Source organism: Bradyrhizobium sp. 40 (assembly GCF_023100925.1).
Taxonomy (GTDB): domain Bacteria; phylum Pseudomonadota; class Alphaproteobacteria; order Rhizobiales; family Xanthobacteraceae; genus Bradyrhizobium.
Window position 1 is genome coordinate 331369 of sequence record NZ_CP064688.1, and the last position, 19585, is coordinate 350953.

14 protein-coding genes are annotated in these 19585 nt (G+C 61.5%); 9 read left to right on the top strand and 5 right to left on the bottom strand.

From position 1 onward, the window contains the following. The first annotated feature begins 1 nt into the window (after position 1). Entirely contained in the window at positions 2-646 is a 645-nt protein-coding gene (locus tag IVB40_RS01545; protein WP_247289172.1) for a DUF2182 domain-containing protein, read from the top strand. Between the two features lie 417 nt (positions 647-1063). On the opposite strand, the gene IVB40_RS01550 is transcribed toward IVB40_RS01545, so the two are convergent. Next, a complete protein-coding gene (locus IVB40_RS01550; RefSeq protein WP_247817922.1) occupies positions 1064-1276 on the bottom strand; it encodes a hypothetical protein in 213 nt (70 codons plus the stop codon). 69 nt (positions 1277-1345) lie between these two features. Between IVB40_RS01550 and IVB40_RS01555 the strand changes: the two genes are divergently transcribed. Then, positions 1346-1585, top strand: coding sequence for a hypothetical protein (locus IVB40_RS01555; RefSeq protein WP_247817923.1), 240 nt, complete (start codon positions 1346-1348; stop codon positions 1583-1585). A gap of 167 nt (positions 1586-1752) precedes the next feature. Here IVB40_RS01555 and IVB40_RS01560 read toward each other — a convergent pair whose 3' ends face one another. From IVB40_RS01560 to IVB40_RS01570, 3 genes are read right to left on the bottom strand one after another with little or no spacing between them, the layout of a single operon-like run. Further along, a complete protein-coding gene (locus IVB40_RS01560) occupies positions 1753-2022 on the bottom strand; it encodes a hypothetical protein (RefSeq protein WP_247817924.1) in 270 nt (89 codons plus the stop codon). A 21-nt stretch (positions 2023-2043) separates the two neighbouring features. Continuing rightward, positions 2044-6744 carry a cytochrome P450 gene (locus IVB40_RS01565; RefSeq protein WP_247817925.1) on the bottom strand — a complete coding sequence of 1567 codons (4701 nt, stop codon included), beginning with the start codon at positions 6742-6744 and terminating at the stop codon, positions 2044-2046. A 48-nt stretch (positions 6745-6792) separates the two neighbouring features. Continuing rightward, positions 6793-8574: a hypothetical protein gene (locus IVB40_RS01570; RefSeq protein ID WP_247817926.1), complete on the bottom strand. Its 1782-nt coding sequence runs from the start codon at positions 8572-8574 to the stop codon at positions 6793-6795. 226 nt (positions 8575-8800) lie between these two features. On the opposite strand from IVB40_RS01570, the gene IVB40_RS01575 reads away from it, so the two are divergent. From IVB40_RS01575 to recQ, 7 genes are all read left to right on the top strand, one after another. Then, positions 8801-9064: a hypothetical protein gene (locus IVB40_RS01575; RefSeq protein ID WP_247817927.1), complete on the top strand. Its 264-nt coding sequence runs from the start codon at positions 8801-8803 to the stop codon at positions 9062-9064. A 92-nt stretch (positions 9065-9156) separates the two neighbouring features. After that, the gene (locus tag IVB40_RS01580) at positions 9157-10029 is read left to right on the top strand and encodes a hypothetical protein (RefSeq protein ID WP_247817928.1); all 873 of its coding nucleotides are present in this window, start codon (positions 9157-9159) and stop codon (positions 10027-10029) included. A gap of 1157 nt (positions 10030-11186) precedes the next feature. Then, on the top strand, positions 11187-12761 hold the full coding sequence (locus tag IVB40_RS01585) for an amidase family protein (RefSeq protein WP_247817929.1): 1575 nt from the start codon (positions 11187-11189) through the stop codon (positions 12759-12761). A 379-nt stretch (positions 12762-13140) separates the two neighbouring features. Beyond that, positions 13141-14442: an O-acetylhomoserine aminocarboxypropyltransferase/cysteine synthase family protein gene (locus IVB40_RS01590; protein ID WP_247817930.1), complete on the top strand. Its 1302-nt coding sequence runs from the start codon at positions 13141-13143 to the stop codon at positions 14440-14442. 12 nt (positions 14443-14454) lie between these two features. After that, positions 14455-15456: a homoserine O-succinyltransferase gene (locus IVB40_RS01595; RefSeq protein WP_247817931.1), complete on the top strand. Its 1002-nt coding sequence runs from the start codon at positions 14455-14457 to the stop codon at positions 15454-15456. A 104-nt stretch (positions 15457-15560) separates the two neighbouring features. Further along, positions 15561-16304 (top strand): polysaccharide deacetylase family protein, encoded by a 744-nt coding sequence (locus tag IVB40_RS01600; protein ID WP_346283277.1) that lies wholly within the window; start codon positions 15561-15563, stop codon positions 16302-16304. A gap of 302 nt (positions 16305-16606) precedes the next feature. Continuing rightward, positions 16607-18472 (top strand): DNA helicase RecQ, encoded by a 1866-nt coding sequence (recQ, locus tag IVB40_RS01605; RefSeq protein ID WP_247817932.1) that lies wholly within the window; start codon positions 16607-16609, stop codon positions 18470-18472. A gap of 51 nt (positions 18473-18523) precedes the next feature. Here recQ and IVB40_RS01610 read toward each other — a convergent pair whose 3' ends face one another. After that, on the bottom strand, positions 18524-19537 hold the full coding sequence (locus tag IVB40_RS01610; RefSeq protein ID WP_247282931.1) for a 1-aminocyclopropane-1-carboxylate deaminase: 1014 nt from the start codon (positions 19535-19537) through the stop codon (positions 18524-18526). Positions 19538-19585 lie beyond the last annotated feature (48 nt).

Genomic DNA, 19585 nt, shown 5'->3' on the forward strand with positions numbered 1-19585 from the left:
CATGCGCCACATGGATGTCGGCATGGACATGTGGATCATGCCTCAAATGGTAGACTGGGACGTGACAGATTTCAGCCTCGTGGTGCTGATGTGGGCGGTGATGATGGCTGCAATGATGCTGCCATCGGTTCTGCCAGTGATCGTGGTCCTTATCCGCATCGGCGGCTCCGCGCATGCCGCGGGGTTCATCGCAGGATATCTCATGGCGTGGGGCGGTTTCAGCGTCGGCGCAACTCTCTTGCACTGGGCACTGCTCAAGGCGGCTCTTGTCTCGCCGATGATGGAAAGCGTTAGCGTACCATTAAGTGCCACTGTGCTGGCCACCGCTGGCCTTTTCCAATTCACGCCATTGAAGCACACCTGTCTCACGCGCTGCCGTTCGCCATGGGGTGCGGTGCTCAATCCGTCGAGAGCTACAATCGCGATGCATGAGGGTCTGCGCCATGCCGCTTTTTGCGTCGGGTGCTGCTGGGCGTTGATGGCGCTGCTGTTCGTCGCAGGCGTCATGAATCTGATTTGGATCGCGGTCATTTCCGCCTACGTCATCGCAGAGAAATGGGCGCCGGGCGCGGAATGGTTTAGCCACGCGGTCGGTGCACTGTTGTGCCTAGCGGCGGTTGTGATGTTCGGCGTTGGCGCAAGCTAAACTAAAGACGTTTCAGGTGCTGGCGAAGAGCATCAGATCCCGGTGCTCCATTCGATCACCCTGTCTTGCGGAGATCGCTGCTCCCGGCGGGCATAAGTCTTCGGTTCGAAGCCTCGAGTTCGGCTTGTGGCCCTTTTCGGACGTCCCAGTTGCCCTGGGGGATGTCCGCTGTTGAGGCTCTATCGGACGCAGAACGGGTTTGCCCGCGACTTCCGTTTGCCCTTGGTCGGATCGATCCGAGGTGATCGGGGAATGTCTTCTTTGTTGGGGGGCTCGCCCACTGGTCTTCAGTCGCCGCCACTGACTCCGCTGTCACGCCGAGCATTGGCGGGACCGCAAAATATCGCTCCGCCGAAGACGAGCAGGGAGGCGCACCTGGGCGTTTACCGCGTCCCTGATGAGGGGTGGGGCTACCATCTAATCAAAACGTACCAGCAGGGCTAGTAGATCCATTGAGAGGGTGTTGGCAATGCGATCGTCGGTCGTCGTCGCTTTTTCAACGAACAAGTGTTCGCCATCGTCCGCCCATGTAAACACAAATACGACGCTTACGCTGCTGCCGAAGTACTTCTCAAGGGACCTGAAGAGCGCCTTCCAGATGGGCGATCCTTCAAAGACAGACAGGGCCATACGCGTCACGAGGTGCGGCTGCGCTGGTGGGACCCTCGCGCCACGACCCTTCGGAGAGCTGCACTTGGAATGGAAGGCGATGAAGCAAGTCTGCCTGACCTCGCCGTGAAAACAACGTACCAGTATTTCGAGGAAATACCGGTGTTCTTTGGCCACTACTGGCTGCGGGGAATGCCTGTTATCGCTGGCGAGTACGCAGCCTGTCTTGATTTCAGCGTTGCCAAGCAGGGATTTCTTGCGGCCTATCGATGGTCTGGTGAGCGGGTGCTCTCGCCGGGCAACATCGTCTATGTCAGTGCTGTTCAGTAGGCTAAGCGATTGATTTTGACCGCGATTGCGGGAGAAACCATGGTTATACTCCGGGGGTAAACCGCCCACGTGAGTTCCGGCCGGAGTTTTGGAGGCACAGCGGACGTCGACATTGCATAACGCGGCATACGCGAAGGCGGCCAAATCGATTTAATTGCCGTCCAGGCTTAGGTTGCACTGGCCTCGGATTTGGTGATCCGCTGGAATTCAAATAGCAATTCCTGAAAATGCGAGATAGCCGCCAACCCGGCCGTCGCGCAGCAATTTGAGACGTAGCCGCCCGCGAGCACCAGATCGAGATGGTCGGCCCCGCAGGTCTCTGGACGCGGTAGACCTTCTGCTGTCAGGTTATCGGGTCGCACGTCGGCGGTCCGATTGCCGTCGCAGCGCTTGACTGATGTTCTGCAGCGCAACGTTCGGCCCTGTTTGAGAATCACTGGTGTCCGGAGCAACCCATGTCAACGATGACCTCGTTTGGTGCCGGCCAAATTTGCAAGGTGCTTGAGCGCTGAGCGGCTGGGTAGGAAGAAATATCCTCCGGCACGTACCGTGACGAAATTCTGCATTTCGTCGAGTCGAACCGGTCCCGAAATAGTTGGGATGGTAAAGCGGCTCTCCTTCGAATGCCATGCAACGAGTGGATCGGGCTCGTTTCTCAAACCGTGGAAAGAGGAAGAGTTCACCCAGGTCTGCTGAACGAACTCGAATTGACGATCGAGGTCCGCACATAGACAGGTAAACAGCAGTCCTTTTTCGAGCTTGTCGCCGGCCGATTTCGGTTGATAGGTATAGGTTCGTCCGCGCCTCAGCAGCCGATGACGATTGGTTATCGCCTGCTGGGAAGGATCATCGGGCTGCATGCTGTCGCGGGGATTGGCGCGTCGGATATGTGCACCAAACGGACAGCTTAATCCTTGGGGATCGTCTGTCCCAAAACTGAAATCATTGTAGGACATTTCGGTGCTCTTCGGACCAAAGGGGCCCATGCTCGATTCTGGGCGTTCAACCAGAGCTGTCCCGTTCGGCCACCGTCCCATCATCTTCGCGGCGATCCATTCGGCAGTCACGGGAGTGCCCGTCGCCTCTTCGAGTTTCGGGTAGTTTGTGGTGACTTGCAGTACCTTTGCATGGAGGAACGTCGAGAACTTTTCGACATCCTGTTCGAGCTGCCGAATGACGAGAAAGCTTCCATTGCGGCCAAAATCGCGCGCGGCCGTGTTGGCTCCCTCGAACGACGGGAAGCGGCTCGGAATCTCCTGCAGAACCACTGGCAGATATTTGCTCGGATCGGATTCGGCGCGGACCGAGGCAGTCGGTGGGTAGTAGCCCTGGTTGTTGCGATAGCCAAGGATAAATTCGCCTGGCTCAAGGACGTCGCGTTCTGGCGGACGTATCAGGAACCGCTTCGTTCCCCGAATCACTGGCTGGGACACGCCATCGCGGAAACCGAAATGCTCAAACTTGAGCAGGTTCCGGTTTCTTTGTGCATCTCCAACTCCATGTTTGGTATCGCTGTGACCGCGTTCGTCATGCCTCTTGTAGACGTCATTCTCGTCGCCCCTCACCGCCGCAACGGCGGCGCTGCCCTCGCCGTAGACGATCCGCTCAGTCAATGGCTCAGCGACGATCGAATGGAGCAGGGCGTGGTCCGGACCGCCCAGCTTCCCAAGATGGTAATCCAGTATTTGGCCACATTGCTCCGGATCCTTGCCATAGATGAGTAGGACGGCATCAGCCGCCTTGATCCCGTCATCGCTTGCCCCTTGGCCATCAATCTGGGCATCTCGCCAATGCCAGTGTGCTGATGGCGAGACCTCGTCGTCGCCGAGGCTGCGCCCGCGGTTGGCCATTCCCATATTGAAGGTCGCCGGGAACGTCGCCAGGCCATCCTGCTGGTCTGGCCCACTCAAGCCCAGCTTGGCAAGGCCCTGCGCGGTGAAGGCGACGAAGACGGCGCTGCGCGCCTGCTCCGAATTGGCAGGGAAAATATGGTCGCCAAACGTGATTGCTCCGGTTTCAGGAGCAAGTTCTTCGCCAATCCGCTCCGGCACGAGACTATCGAGCCACGAGGCGCGGGCCATGCGACCAATTTCGTCGTCCGGAAGCCTAATCAGCGCATAGTTCACGCAGTAGAGGTGCCGCTGCGCGCTGAATACGAGCGACTGGACCTCGCTGCTCTCGATTGCATGGTCGGGCCGCGGGATCGAGCCAAAGCAGTCCAGCCAAGCACGCGCCTTCTCTTCGGTCATGGCCCGGGCGAGTCCATCACGGATGAGTGCGTTGTTGCGGATCTGGTCGGTCGTGAGCTTGGGAAACCGGCTGTACCAGAACGGGGCGAGCACCTGTTGTCGCCGCACCCAACGCTTGAAGCGATCACCATCTTGCGCGCCAGCATAGATCAAGAACTTCGTGCGAGGGAATCCTATCCCGTTGCTCCACGCGGCGGTCTGCCCTTTCTGAGCTCTCATGATGAAGTCTTCGAGATAGCTTTCCCAGCTGCCATCATAGTTCGCCTGAAAGATCAGTTTCTCATCACCTGGCAGGCGGAACCATTTTGCGTAATGGATAGTGCCCATGTTGAGCACGAAGCCGGGACGGAACCAGTGCACGACCATCTGCTTGATGACCCACAGTGAAAGCGCCAGGGTCAACCGCCTGAACCAGCCGCGCTTCAGCTCGGTCACAGCCATGAAATGATTTTGCACGAAGCCGGGCGGGTCTTCGACGCGCGCAACCGCGCGAATCGCCTGCAGGGATGGATCCCTGTCGTCGGGGACATCGTGGAGGTCGTGATAGTAGAGTAGTCCGACGAAGCCCGCAGCAACGAGACCGACTAGTAGGGCCGTGGCTGCGATGCCGCCGGTCATCGCGAGAAGCAGCCGGCCTGGAAGGCCGAACCAAGTTGAGCCGACCGCCTGAAATATCGCCGCCGACAGCAGCAGATCAACTACGCCGAGGGCAAGGGCAAACCACCAGAACGTCGGTGAGCCGGCGAACGCAAGCACCGCCTCGGTCTCGGTGCGCGGCGTATAGTCTGAGATCAACAACCGCTTGCGGCTCGGCACGATCAGATAATCGGCCAACTCCGTGCCCGGCGGCAATTCCAGTGGATTTTGGAAGTTGGTGGCACGCGCGATCATATACTCGGGGTACCGAACGAAATCCCGGACATAAGTCAGCGCCACCATTGCGAGGTTCCCGTATCGGGCGTGGTTTGACATCGACGAGTCTAGCGCCGCCCTTGCGAAGGCTGCCAGCTTGTCCTGCATCGCAATGTCGGCTACGGAGAATTCCGACGTGCCGGCGAAGTTCAGTCCTATCGTTCCCCATGGACGGGTTTGCAGGTCGCGCGCGTAATGATTGAGCACCGTTTCCAGCGTCTCTTCACCGCGCGGCACGTCCTTTTTGAATCTCGTGTTCCCGAAGATTGCCTTCAGAGGTCCGCCCACGGCCTCGTCAGCCTTGACAAGGGAAGAAATGACGGCCTCCCGCGATCCGTCCACGTTCATCTCCAGCAATAGCATTGGGGACGGCGATGTTGCATCGCCGGCGTCGATCAGCGAGAGCGATGCAAAATGAACGACGTTGGTGGCATCCAGCTGCAGACGCAGATCGTGACCGGCGGAAGCGTCCCCGCCGCTGCCGGCGGGATTACCAAGCGCGCTGATCCGCGCCTCGATGTCCGCCCGCGGCGCGTTGTCGGCCAACGGAGCGCAGATCGTCAGCATCGTTTGCGTGCCGGGCGACACCGCGGGATCGAAATCCATATCCAGCCACCGTGGAAATGGTCCGACCCATTTGATGCCGCCCCACCAGCCCCAGCTGGTCCTGCGGCGCCGCAGGTCCTTCTGCGACAGCAGGACCATGAAAAGCTCCGTGATCTGCTCGATCGCGAGATATTTGCCGAGGCATTCATGGATGCAGATGCCGAACAGCAGGTCGCTCGACGACGCCCGACGATCCGGATCGAACTGGCCTGGAGACGTTACCTCGCGGCCGTCGCGCAGCGCCGACATCGTCGAGACAACCACCGTCTTGCCCTGGGGGACCGAGCGGCGAAACCACCCTTTTCCCACCTCGCCTTGCTGCCTTGCGTATCGCCATTGTCCCGGCGCGAGCGCTGGGTTGAGGCGTGCCGCTTCCAGTAGAATGGACTGCAACCGCTGTCTTTCCGGATGGCTCAGCTTGCCGACCTGCTGATCATCCCCTTCATCGGCGCTGCGGGCCGCGCACGCCCTCCGCATGGCTTCGCGCATCGCGTCGGGCCGGCGCAGCAGCTCCTGCAAGATCTTACCGGCAGCCAGAGTGTTGGTCGGAATAAAGCCGGTGACCAAGCCAACTAGGATGGCGCAAATCCTCGCATCGGTAACGGTCACTGGATCCTTCTGCTGCTCGCGCAAGAGCCTGCCGAGAACGGTATTCGAGATATCGGCGCCCTTCGTTTGCCCCTTCCTGATCGCGTCAATGGAACGCTCGATGACGCGGCGGACGCGCGAGGCACCGTTGAGGGCCAGCCGGCGGGTAGCCGGAACGCCGGTCGGGTCGGCGAATAGCAGCGCCGAGATCGACATTGTCCATTCGGCGAAGGCGTCCGGATCCTCGACCTTCAGTCCGAAATATTCGATGCAGGTTTCGCTTGCTATCCTCGTGATATAGTCCTTCATCACATCGATGCGTCCGCCGGACGATCGGATCAGTGCTTTGGCAAACCGGTTGCTGAGCAAGGCGATCCGCTCGTGATCGCTTCTGTCGACAACGGATCGCAGCAGCCTCTGGTCCTCCAGGCCGAGGACGGTCTTGATGAGCGCTCGTTGTTGATCGTGGCGACACCCTTCGAGGCCGAGGACGAAATTCTCTCCACCAAGTTTTTCCATCTCCGGGCCGAACGGCACCTCGAATGTTTCAGGCTGCGCCAGTACCTTGCGGACGTCTTCGGCGCGCGTGACGATGACGTAGGGACCGATTTTGGCAACGGGCCAGAATGTGCGAAGCAGGAACAGCCCCGGTGGTAGCACGGCGCCAGTCAGCCAGACCTTGAAACGATGAGACCAGGTGTCTGCGCCGATCTCGTCGAGATTGAAGGGCGGGAACCGAACGCCTTCCTTCGGGTCATTAGCCTGGGCCTGCTCGATAGAGGCGTAATATTTCGATTTCAACATCGGTCTCCCAACCAATTTGCAGGAATGAATGAACAGATATGACGAGCTTCATGCGTTTGCGTCCTGATCATTGTTCGTCAACCAGTCCACCGGACTTCCGGAAACGCGCTTTAGGCCTTCGATAAAATGATCATTCCAGCTGCGATCCACAAACGGCAGCCAATCAACGTAGAGACGTGAAAAATTTGGCTTCACACGCAGCAGCTCTGTCAATGCATCACGGGCGTCGTTCAGCTGGCCCGCCCTCGACATCGCGTTGATCCGTATCATGTGCGCGTACCAGTAAGCCGGACGACGGGCGATCGCATAGTGCGCGTGCTCGATCGCGTCGCTCCAGCGGCCGAGCAGGGTGAAGGAAAGTGCGAGCTCCGCAAGCGTGTAGAAATCATGAAGGTCATTTGAGTTCAGGCGTAGTGCAGCGTGAAGGTGCGGCAGCGCCTTCTCCGGCTCGGCCGAAAGGTTGAAGCTTCCCCCCAGGTGCGCGCGCGCAAGGGCGAGGCTCGGGTTACGCGCGATCGCGCTATGCAGCAGTTCTCGCGCGGCGATCGGGTGCCGAAGCCACATCTCGGCGATACCGGCAAGCATGTAACTCCGGCCGTCGTCGGGGTCGGCATAGATCGCCTCCTGCGCGAGCCTTCTCATCTGCAGGATGCGATCTTCCGACTGGCGCTCGGCCCAAATCGCCCAGCCCATTGCGAATGTCGACTGAATGAGGGCTTCTGAGGAGTGCGGGTCGAGCTCACGAGCCTCGGAAAAGAGCTTCTGCGCGATTTCCGAGTCGGCACGGGTCAGCCGGTTCAAATGCCAGCGCCCGCGCCAGATCAGCTCGCTGATCGAAAGGCTATCGTGCCGCTTGCTCCGCGTGCGGACCTGTTCGGCATGATCTATGCGGGTCTCCAGATGCGCGACCAGCTCCGTCACGAATTGCGCGAAAGCATCCATTGAGGTGAGTGACTTAAGTTCAAAACGCTGGGTCCACACCGTATGCTCGGTAGAAGCGTCGACCAGGCTGGCGGCAATCAGATACCCATCGCGGTCGGGGCGGACGCGACCTTCCAGAAGGTACCGGGCACCGAGGCTTTTGCTGACGAGCTTTCGATCGACACCATCTGGAAATGAAAAGCTGGAATTGCGCGCGATGACCGGCAGCCAGCGAATGCGCGACAGACGGTCGATCAGCTCTTCGCTGATGCCCTGCGCCAGATAGTCATACTGTGCATCTCCAGTCATATTGATGAAGGGCATCACGGCCAGCACCGAACTACCCTCGAACCCGTTCGGCGGCTGCGCCGTGTCGATGATATGGGCAGGCAGTGCCGGGGTTGAGGTGGGGCCGTCAATGCGGGGATTGACTGTAGGGATAGTTCCGGGCTGGTCGCGAGCTGCGCGCGCCAGCACGGCCCTCTGTTCACGGAGCCATTCCTCGAAACTATCCTCGCCGGCGATATCGAGGCCCTCGAGGAATTCGTCGGTGAGCGCCTTTTCCGGCTCGCGCCAGACGTCGACATCGATCAGGTCGAGCCGAAGCCTGACCCGATCGCGTTCGCAAATCAGAAGCTCGGCGGAATCGCAGTTGAGCAACTTGCGCAGGTTCGACAGTTCGCGCCTCAAGCTTCCCCGGCCCTCGGTGTGCTGGCGCTTGCCCCAGAGCTTGTCTTGCAGCCAGCTGCGCGTGCGTTCGCCGTGCTTGGTCATGGCAAGCATAGCCACCACCGCAATTGCCTTCTTGCTAGGGATTTCTATGCGCTCACCTTCTGGTCTCAAGAGCCGGAAGGGTCCCAAAAGCCCTAGGGAAAACCTATTTGCCGCCGCCATCATCGTCGACTTCATCCTCGCGCCAAAGGCGAGGATAGCAGTTTTCACATCTTGATCACGCTTTTTTCACGATGTCGGAACCCTTTGTTCGCGGATCGCGAGCGGGGGAGGGCGAGAGTAGAGCAACCACGCGCGCAGTAGGTCGATCTATCTCACGCGAAGAAAAAGGGCGCTTCGACGTCGGCCGCGGCGTCCGCAACCTGCAGCATGAGACAACCACGCGGTCATATAGAGGAGAAGGATGATGCGTTACAGCGTTACAGCGCTCGCACTTGCGGCGCAAATTCTCACAACCACAGCCTATGCTATCGACCTGAATCCGCATTATGTCCCGCGGCCTCAAACGGACAGTGAGAGGCTTCAAAACTTCCAACCTCCGCCTCCGCCTCCCAAGTCAGACACGATCTTGGATAAGGCCGCACGGGCCTATGACAATGCGCCGGTGCGCCCGAGCTTTGATCCGGTCCACAAGGTGCCGACCATCGAATACAACAAGAAGTTCTGAAGGCTTGCAACGGCTGGGGCCGTCACCCTGACGGTCCCGGGCGTCGCCGCGTCGTTTCGTTTCGGCAACTTATCTTCCAGAAGGAGACAATCATGAAATTGATGTGTGCGTTGATCTTGGGTCTGTTAGCAATAACCCTGAACGAGGCAGCTGCGATTGAGCCCGACGATTTCCTGGTTGGCCCCATCGAATATCAGCAGGACGTCAACGGCGTTCCGGTGACAATCGTGGCGAAGACGTATTTCAAGATTCAAACTCTAGAGAACAAGCTGTACCTCAAGGCACAAGTGATCGGTGACTTGGGGGACTTGCAGCGTAAAATCGGCTCTATCGTAGATAGTTTCAAGCTCCCCTGGGAGAACTGTCGCAGCTACAGCCCAAACAATCCCGTGGTTGACATTCCTCGCAAGGAATTGCCGTTCCGAGAGGGCGCCGCAGTGTTTTCGATCGGGGGGAAAGTCACGATGTGGGAATGTCTGGAGAACCCGATTCCTAACACCAAAGTCGAGTGGCAGTTGCGGAATGTGGGCTTGGGCATAAAAACAAAGGTGCCGGTGGTCGTGACCTGGCCGGGAAGTCCAATCAAGACGATCTTGCTTACGCAACCATTCGAAGCGGATCTCCCAATTACTCTTGTACGCAACAACGAGTCGACCGTCTCGCTGAATGTCGGTAGCCCGGACATAGAGTTGAAGGGCTCGCTTGCCTTCATCACTAAGGGTGTGCTCAGCGTTGCCGGTATTGATATCAACCAGAAGGCGGCCGATGCCTTGAGGAAAGCCATTGATCCTGAGAAACTCAAGCTGACGATCCCTGAACAGTTCCAGGAGTTCAATCCGAAGATCGACAGTGCTCGCTTTATCGATCATGAAGGAAGGCTGGCCATAGAGATGAATCTGTCGGCGCTAATTCCGGCTGCGAAAGTCACGGATATGGTCAAAGGACTCATCGACAAGAAAGTTTAGTTGATCAGGCTCCACATCGATAGATCCGATGGCGCTGCAGACGGAATGCCATCGTTTGCAGCGTCGGATTGAATGTATTTCCCAGTCGTTCGGAGCTGTTAAAGCTGGTAATTGCAATCGCAGGCTGGGCGCTTACGGCACACCTTGGTCAATGCAGTGAGAAAGGTGCAACCCAGGAGATTGTGCTAAAACGTGCCGCTGTTTACGGTACTCAGCAGTTTCATCTAACATTTCGGTGCAGCGCGGCCTGAAGACACCGACCGGGTGTCTGCCACTTCTATCTGCTGCAAAATCTTTCGCCGCGATAGTAACCGGTTGAAACGGGAAGTAGGCCAGTTCCTGCGGTAGCGGTGTGCCGGAAGGCCGCTTTGTCGGGGATCTTGGGTCGACGTCATTCGCCGCACGCTTTGGTGCTGCTACTCCGTCGACGAGAAGCCGCTTTCGTCGCCCAAATGAGTCTGAACGTTTCGATGGAGTTTCACTGCCCATGAGATATCCCACCTGGGGACCACCAGATGGCCATGGCCGCGCGATTTTACCGGATCACGTCGCCTTCACGTCTCGCGAGGTGACACTCCCGGCCGCTCGCCAGGTGCGCCGCAGCGAGGGCGCGTCCATTTTCGGTCCGGAAGTTGGCTTGCCAAAGAGCTAACCTCGTGCCGCCCAGGGGCAGCTACGAGCGGCCCAGCCGTAGGGATCACCCACAGAGACGGCGTTTTATCGGAGCATCTGATCTGGTTCTCTCGCCAGCCGAGAGCACCTGGACGGAATGCTGTGAGGAAGTTTTATTCTAGATTCTCTCCCTCCGCCATCAGCCCCGTCCGGCCAATCTATACCTCCCGTCCCTCGGGCCCGTCCGCGACACCCTTCCATCGGTGGTCGCTGCCGGCATGGCGATGCGGCTGCAGGCAGATGCTCTAGTTTGTCGCTGTCCAAATAGCCGCGTCAAAAGCTAGTCGCGATGCGGAAGCCTCGGCGCTAGTTCGCTACGTCATTCAATCAACATGTGGGTCATGGGAAGACCCAAAGCTCATGAGCGTCTCTCCCCGCGCCTTCGGCCGCCACAACGCGCCGTGACGGGTGCGCCATGCAGAAACGCGCCTGTACACGGTCGCGTGACCTCCATAACTTCCGCGGCGCAATTGAGGAGATGCGACGTGGCGAAGAAGACGGCGACCAGGAAGAAAACTGCTGCGAAGAAAGCAGCGCAGACCTCCGGCAAGAAAAGCGCCGTGCGCAAGGGCAAGGTCGCGAAGGCTGCAACCAAGCCGGTGAAGAAGGCCACCACGCGAAAATCGTCCGCACTGCGCCGTCCCAAGGGCCCGGCCTGGCAATGGTCGGCGGTCGAGACTGCAGCCGCAATCCGCTCCGGCGCCATCTCCGCAGTCGAGACCGTGGAGGCGCATCTCGACCGGATGCGTGCGGTCAACCCGAGGCTGAACGCCGTTGTCGTCGATCTCTCGGAAGAGGCGCTGGCTGCGGCCCATGCGGCCGACAAGCGGCGCGCGAAGGGCGGCGAGCTCGGCCTTCTGCATGGCGTACCGATCACGATCAAAGAGAATGTCGACTACGAAGGCCGTCCGAATTTCAATGGCGTTCCCGCCAACAAGGACCTCGTCGCGCCGTCGGACTCGCCCGTGGTGCGCAACCTGAAGAAGGCCGGTGCGATCGTCATCGGCCTCACCAACACGCCGGAATTCTCCTTCCGCGGCTTCACCGATAATCCCCTGCACGGGCTGACGCTCAATCCCTGGGATCCCGATATCACTTGCGGCGGCTCCTCGGGCGGTGCGGGGTCGGCCGTCGCCGCCGGCATCGGCACCATCGCGCACGGCAACGACATCGGCGGCTCGCTGCGCTGGCCCGCGCATTGCAGCGGCGTTGTGACTATCAAGCCGACGCAGGGACGTATTCCCGCTTTCAACGCGAGCGCAACCGCCGAGCGGCCGATGCTGGCGCATCTGATGTCGGCGCAGGGGCCGCTTGCCCGCCACGTCGCCGACGTCAGGCTCGCGCTGGAGGTGATGAGCCAGCGCGATCCGCGCGATCCCTGGTGGGTGCCGGCGCCGCTGGTCGGGCCGAAGCCGAAGGGGCCGATCAAGGTCGCGCTCGCCAGGATTCCTGAGGACATGGACGCCGATCCGCACGTCGCGGCGGCGCTGCGCCAGGCCGCCGATCATCTGGAGCGTTCCGGCTATCGGGTCAGCGAGGTCGATGTGCCCGACATCGACGGCGTCTGGCAGACTTGGTGCGACATCATCACCAACGAGACGATGGTGATGCAGGAGGCCGGCATGCTGAAGGTGACCTCCGAAGACTTCCACAAGGCGTGGGGCGGCATGAAAGCCAAGGCCAATTTGCTCGACCTCAAGGCCTGGATGCAGGCGACCGCCGCGCGCAACGGCCACATCCGCGCCTGGCAATTGTTCTTCGAGGAGTATCCGGTGGTGCTGGCGCCGACCACGGTGAAGCCGATTCCGGGCCCGCGCGAGGACACCGTCAGCGCCGAGCGCGTGCGCGAGATCTTCTGGGGCGAGATCCGCTTCATCTCCGCGATCAACGTGCTGGGCCTGCCCGGCGCCGTGGTGCCGGTGGCGCTGCACGATGGCAAGCCGATCGGCGTGCAGCTCATCGCCGGGCGCTATCGTGAGGACCTCGCGCTCGATGCGGCGGCCGCGATCGAGAAGCGCGCCGGCGTGCTCGCCCATCGACTCTGGGAACAGATGGACTGATAGGGCGCGGAGGGTGTTTCCCTCTCCCCTTGTGGGAGAGGGTGGCTCGCCGCGCAGCGGCGAGACGGGTGAGGGGTCTCTCTCCGCTAACGCAAGCTTGGTCGTATGGATAGAGACCCCTCATCCGGCGCTTCGCGCCACCTTCTCCCACAAGGGGAGAAGGGAGTGCAGCGTGCTCGCTGCCGCCAACCGCAAAACTTCATTAATCCAATTTAACTCGAATTTTAGCCAATTCCCCAACAACCGTTAGGGTTACTTCCTCGATCTCTAGACGAATTATTGTCCGCTTTACCACCCGCCTCTAACAGAGGGACGGCGGACAACGCACATGCCTCATACAGGCCAATAAGTGCGGCCCGCTCCACGCGGAGGTGGCACGATGCGCAACGAGACGATCGCTATTCACGCCGGCTACGAGCCCGAAGCCACCACGCACGCGGTTGCCGTGCCGATCTACCAGACCGCGGCCTACGCCTTCGACAGCGCCGATCACGGCGCGGCGCTCTTCAATCTCGAGACCGAAGGCTATCGCTACAGCCGCATCGCCAATCCGACCAGCGCGGTGCTGGAGAAGCGTATCGCCGAGCTCGAGGGCGGCGTCGGCGCGCTTGCGGTCGCGACCGGACAGGCTGCGCTGCATTTCGCCTTCGTCAATGTCGCCGATCACGGCGGCAACATCGTTTCCGTGCCGCAGCTCTACGGCACCACGCATACGCTGCTCTCGCACATCCTGCCGCGGCAGGGCATCACCGGTCGCTTCGCCGAGAGCGACAAGCCCGAGGCGGTCGAAAAGCTGATCGACGAGAACACCCGCGCCGTGTTCGCCGAAACCATCGGCAATCCCGCCGGCAATGTCTGCGACATCGAAGCGCTGGCGAAGGTCGTCCACGCACATGGCGTGCCGCTGATCGTCGACAATACCGTTGCAACCCCAATCCTGCTCAAGCCGTTCGATTACGGCGCCGACATCGCCGTGCATTCGCTGACCAAGTTTCTGGGCGGTCACGGCACCACGCTCGGCGGCGCCATCGTCGATTCCGGAAATTTCCCCTGGGCCAAGCACGCCGATCGCTTCCCGGGCTACAACAAGCCGGATGCCTCCTATCACGGCCTCGTCTACGCCGAGCGCTTCGGCAAGACGGCCTATATCGAGCGCGCGCGCAGCATCTATCAGCGCACCATGGGTTCGGTGCTGTCGCCGTTCAACGCCTTCCTGCTGCTCCAGGGCATCGAAACCGTCGCGCTGCGCATGGAGCGCCACTGCGAGAACGCCCGCAAGGTCGCCGAATTCCTGCGCAAGGATCCGCGCGTGGCCTGGGTCAATTACACCGGTTTCCCGGATAGCCCCTATTACCCGCTGGTGCAGAAGTATCTCGACGGCAACGCCTCGTCGCTGTTCACCTTCGGCATCAAGGGCGGGATGGAAGCCGGCAAGTCGTTCTACGATGCGCTGAAGCTGATCACGCGCCTCGTCAATATCGGCGATGCCAAGTCGCTGGCCTGCCATCCGGCCTCGACCACGCACCGGCAGATGTCGGCGGAGCAGCAGCGGGTCGCCGGCGTGCTGCCGGAAACGATCCGCTTGTCGATCGGTATCGAGCATTGCCAGGACCTCATCGAGGACCTCGACCAGGCATTGGAAAAGGCCTGCCCGTCCGCGCGCCTCCAGGCCGCGGAGTAGGCGGCCGCACCGATGACGATCCTGATCGATAGGGATCAAGCCATATCGAGCCCGGCGCTGGTGCCGGGAGCGGGCGATCTGGCGCGCGAGCCCGGCGGCACCGAGCTCACCATCGGGTTGATCAACAACATGCCGGATCCGGCGCTGAAAGCGACCGAGCGGCAGTTCATGAAGCTGCTGCAAGCCGCGGCAGGTCCGCACCGCATCCGCTTTCACTGCTTCTCGCTGCCCTCGGTCAATCGCTCGCCTGAAGCGAGATGGCATGTCGAGAGCGAATATTCGGACGTCACCGAGCTCAGGCGCCACAAGTTCGACGGCTTGATCGTGACCGGCGCCGAACCGGTTGCGCCCGAGCTCGACCAGGAACCGTACTGGCGCGATCTCACCGAGTTGATCGATTGGGCCAAGGTCAACACGCGCTCGACGATCTGGTCGTGCCTCGCTGCGCATGCCGCGGTGCTGCATCTCGACCGCATCGAACGGCGGCCGCTCGCGGTCAAATGTCATGGTATTTTCGACTGCGAGGCCGTGACCAGCGATCCGCTGACGCGGGCCGCGCCGGCGCCGCTCAAGGTCTCGCATTCGCGCCTCAACGAAATCGCCGAGAGCGATCTCGCGCAGGCCGGCTACCAGGTGCTGACGCGTTCGGCAAAGGCCGGCGTCGACATTTTCGTCCGGCAATATGCCAGCCGCTTCTTGTTCTTCCAGGGCCATCCGGAATACGACGCGCTGTCGCTTCAGCGTGAATATCTGCGCGACATCGGTCGTTATCTTGCGCGTGAGCGCGACAATTATCCGAATTTGCCGGTGAGCTATTTTGACGCTGCGACGGAAGAGAAGCTGGTCCGCTTCGAGAAACAGGCAAGGCATCAGCGCCACCCCGCGCTCAGCAACGAACTGCCGCCGCTGACTTTGCGTGCCGATATCGCCGCCGGCAGCGCGGCGGCGGCATTGTTCCGGAACTGGCTGCAATATCTCGGCGCGGGGACCGACGCTTCGGTGCTTGCACGTTAGGTCGGGACGACGGGGTCGACGTTAGGACTAACGAAGTGTGAAGCTTGCCTCGAGCCGCGCACGAATGCTTCAGTGAGGGGCGGGGCAGACAGGAAATGCGAGTCGTGTGGTCGGCACTCCAGGGACGCGTGAGCAATCGGCTGGCCCGGCATTTCCGCGCCGCGCCGCACCGGCTGCCCGCGCATGCGCCCATGGTGAGCTTCACTTTCGACGATGCCCCCGATAGCGCCGCAGGCGAGGGCGCGGGACTTCTGGAGCAGCATGGCGGCCGCGGTACCTTCTATCTCGCGGGCAGCCTGGTCGATCGTCCCTCGGACCACTGGCACGGTCTGTCGAACGACGCGATCGTGCGGCTTCACCGGGCCGGACACGAGATTGCCTGCCATACTTTCTCGCACCTGAGTGCGGTCGGTCTCGACGAGGCCACCATGGCCCGCGAGATCGAGCGAAACCGCAGCCATTTTCGCAGCATCGATTCCTCGATCACGCTGGAAAATTTCGCTTACCCCTATGGCATCGCGTCGGTGTGGCGCAAGCCGCAGCTCGCCAAGACCTTCCGCTCGGCGCGCGGCATCCTTCCCGGCGTCAATCGCGACGTCATCGACCTCCAGTTCCTGCGCGCCTCGCCCCTGGTCGATCGCGAGATCAATACGACGGGTGTCGATCGCTATTTCGACGAGGCGGTCGAGAGCGGCGGATGGCTGATCTTCTACGGCCATGACGTCGCCGACGCGCCGAGCCCATATGGTTGCACGCCGGACCTGATGCGCCATGCGCTGCAAGCGGCCGGGAAGCGCGACATGCCGATCGTGACGGTCGCGGAAGCGCTGCGAAGGATCGGGGCGTAGCTTACTCTTCCCTTCTCCCCTTGTGGGAGAAGGTGGCGTAGGCCTTCGGCCGCCGTTCTTAAAACAAAACGCCGATGCTTCGCATCGGCTATGGCGCCGGATGGGGTATGCCTCGGTGAAGCAATCTCTATCGAATGTGGGGACAGAGATCCCTCACCCGTCTCGCCGCTACGCGACGAGCCACCCTCTCCCACAAGGGGAGAGGGGAAGACTCGCGTTCGCTCCGCAAACAGTCTTGCCACGCCTGCGCGGTCATGCGACTGGCCTTGTGACGAATCTCACGGCCTCACCCCGACATGCCCATGTCCTCTCCTTCCACCGCTCCGCTGCCTGCGCCGGCCCAGGGCCGCGATGCGCTGTCGGTGCTGCGTTCGGTGTTCGGCCTGCCCGGGTTCCGCGGCGCGCAGGGCGAGATCATCCGGCACGTCACGGACGGCGGCAATTGCCTGGTGTTGATGCCGACCGGCGGCGGCAAGTCGCTGTGCTATCAATTGCCGGCGCTGCTGCGCGAAGGCTGCGGTGTCGTGGTGTCGCCCTTGATTGCGCTGATGCGCGACCAGGTCGCCGCCATGCTCGAAGCAGGCGTCAACGCCGCCGCGCTGAACTCGTCGCTGACCCCGCAGGAAGCCTCCGACATCGAGCGGCGCCTGATCGCGGGTGATCTCGACCTGCTCTATGTCGCGCCGGAACGGCTGGTGACGCCGCGCTGCCTGGCGCTGCTGGCGCGGGCGAAGGTGGCGCTGTTCGCGATCGACGAGGCGCATTGCGTCTCGCAATGGGGCCATGATTTCCGCCCCGAATATGTCGGCCTGTCCATCATCGCCGAGCGTTTTCCCGACGTGCCGCGCATCGCGCTGACCGCGACCGCCGACGAGTTGACCCGCAAGGAAATCGTCGAGCGGCTTCAGCTTGCAGACAGTCCGCACTTCGTCTCCAGCTTCGATCGTCCCAACATCCGTTACGAGATCGTCGACAAGCGCAACGCGGTGTCGCAGCTCAAGGATTTCATCCGGGAGCGTCACGCAGGCGATGCGGGCGTCGTCTATTGCCTGTCCCGCAAACGGGTCGAGGAGGTCGCCGCCGCGCTCGACGACGCCGGCATTGCGGCGTTGCCCTATCACGCCGGGCTCGACAGCAGCGTGCGCTCGCGCAACCAGGACCGCTTCCTCAACGAGGACGGCATCGTCATCGTCGCGACCATTGCCTTCGGCATGGGCATCGACAAGCCCGACGTGCGCTTCGTCGCGCATCTCGATCTGCCCAAGAGCATCGAGGCCTATTACCAGGAGACAGGGCGCGCCGGCCGTGACGGCAAGCCGTCGGCGGCCTGGATGGCCTACGGTCTCTCGGACATCGTGCAGCAGCGCCGCATGATCGACGAGTCGAGCGGCTCCGAGGAATTCAAGCGGGTCTCGATCGGCAAGCTCGATGCGCTCGTTGGCCTTGCCGAAACGCCGCACTGCCGGCGTCGGCGGCTGCTCGCCTATTTCGGCGAGATCGTGATGGGCGAGGGCTGCGGCAATTGCGACAATTGCCTGACGCCGCCGAAAATGCGCGACGGCAAGGTGCTGGCGCAAAAGCTTCTGTCCTGCGTCTATCGCACCGGGCAGCGCTTCGGCGCGATGCACCTCATCGACGTGCTGATCGGACGCCTGACCGAGAAGGTGACGCAGTTCGGCCACGACAAGCTGACGGTGTTCGGCATCGGACGCGAGCTCAACGAGAAGCAGTGGCGCACGGTGCTGCGGCAGCTCGTGGCGATGGGACATCTGCTGAGTGACAGCGAAGCGTTCGGCGCGCTGAAGCTGACGGATTCGTCGCGCAGCGTGCTGCGGGGCGAAACGGAAGTGTGGCTGCGCGAGGAAGCGCCCGGCACCCGGATCCGTTCGAGCCGCGCCAAGTCCCGCCGCGGTGATCTGGCGCCGGCGGCCGGTGCGCCGCAGGGCGATGTCGATCCTGAATTGCGCACGCGGCTAAGAGCTTGGCGCTCCGACATTGCCCGCGAACGTGGCGTGCCGGCCTACGTGGTGCTGCACGACGCCACCATCGACGGCATCGTTCGCGCATGGCCGACCACGATGGACGAGCTGCGCAATGTGCCCGGCATCGGCGACAAGAAGCTCGAGCACTACGGCGAAGAGCTGCTGCAGATTGTCAGGACGCGGTAGGGGCTCGGTTCGTACCCCGGATTGCGCTGCGCTCCATCCGGGCTACCGACCTCAGCCGTTCCGGAACGCATACCCGTAGCCGTTCAGCGCCGGCGCGCCGCCGAGATGGGCGTAGAGGATCTTCGCGCCCTTCTCGAAATAGCCCTTCTGCGTGAGATCGATCAGGCCCTGCATCGACTTGCCCTCGTAGACGGGATCGGTGATCATGGCTTCGAGACGCGCGGTGAGGCGGATCGCCTCCTTGGTCTCTTCCGACGGCACGCCATAGGCGGGATAAGCATAATCCTCGATCAGCACGACGTCGTCGGCGACGAGATCCTGGCCGAGCTCGACGAGCTTGGCCGTGTTCTGCGCGATCGAGAGTACCTGCGCCTTGGTCTGCGCCGGGGTGAAGGACGCGTCGATGCCGATCACCTTTCGCGCGCGGCCATCGGCGGCGAAGCCGACCAGCATGCCGGCATGGGTGGAGCCGGTGACGGTGCAGACCACGATGTAGTCGAACTTGAAGCCAAGTTCGGTTTCCTGCTTGCGCACTTCCTCGGCGAAGCCGACATAGCCGAGGCCGCCGAATTTATGCACGGAGGCGCCGGCGGGAATCGCATAGGGCTTGCCGCCCGCCGCCTTCACCTCCTTGATCGCCTCCTCCCAGCTCTTGCGGATACCGATGTCGAAGCCGTCGTCGACCAGGCGCACGTCGGCACCCATGATGCGCGACAGCATGATGTTGCCGACGCGGTCATAGACGGCATCCTCGTGCGGCACCCAGGCCTCCTGCACGAGGCGGCACTTCATGCCGATCTTGGCCGCGACCGCCGCGATCATGCGGGTGTGGTTGGACTGCACGCCGCCGATCGAGACCAGCGTGTCGGCGTTCGAGGCGATCGCGTCGGGGATGATGTATTCGAGCTTGCGCAGCTTGTTGCCGCCATAAGCGAGCCCGGAATTGCAGTCCTCGCGCTTGGCATAGACCTCGACGTTGCCGCCGAGATGCTTTGACAGCCGCTCCAGCTTCTCGATGGGCGTCGGACCAAAGGTCAGCGGATAGCGCGCGAATTTTTCGAGCATCGTCAGGTCATCCCGATTGGCGTTAATGTCTCCAAAGATGGTAGCATC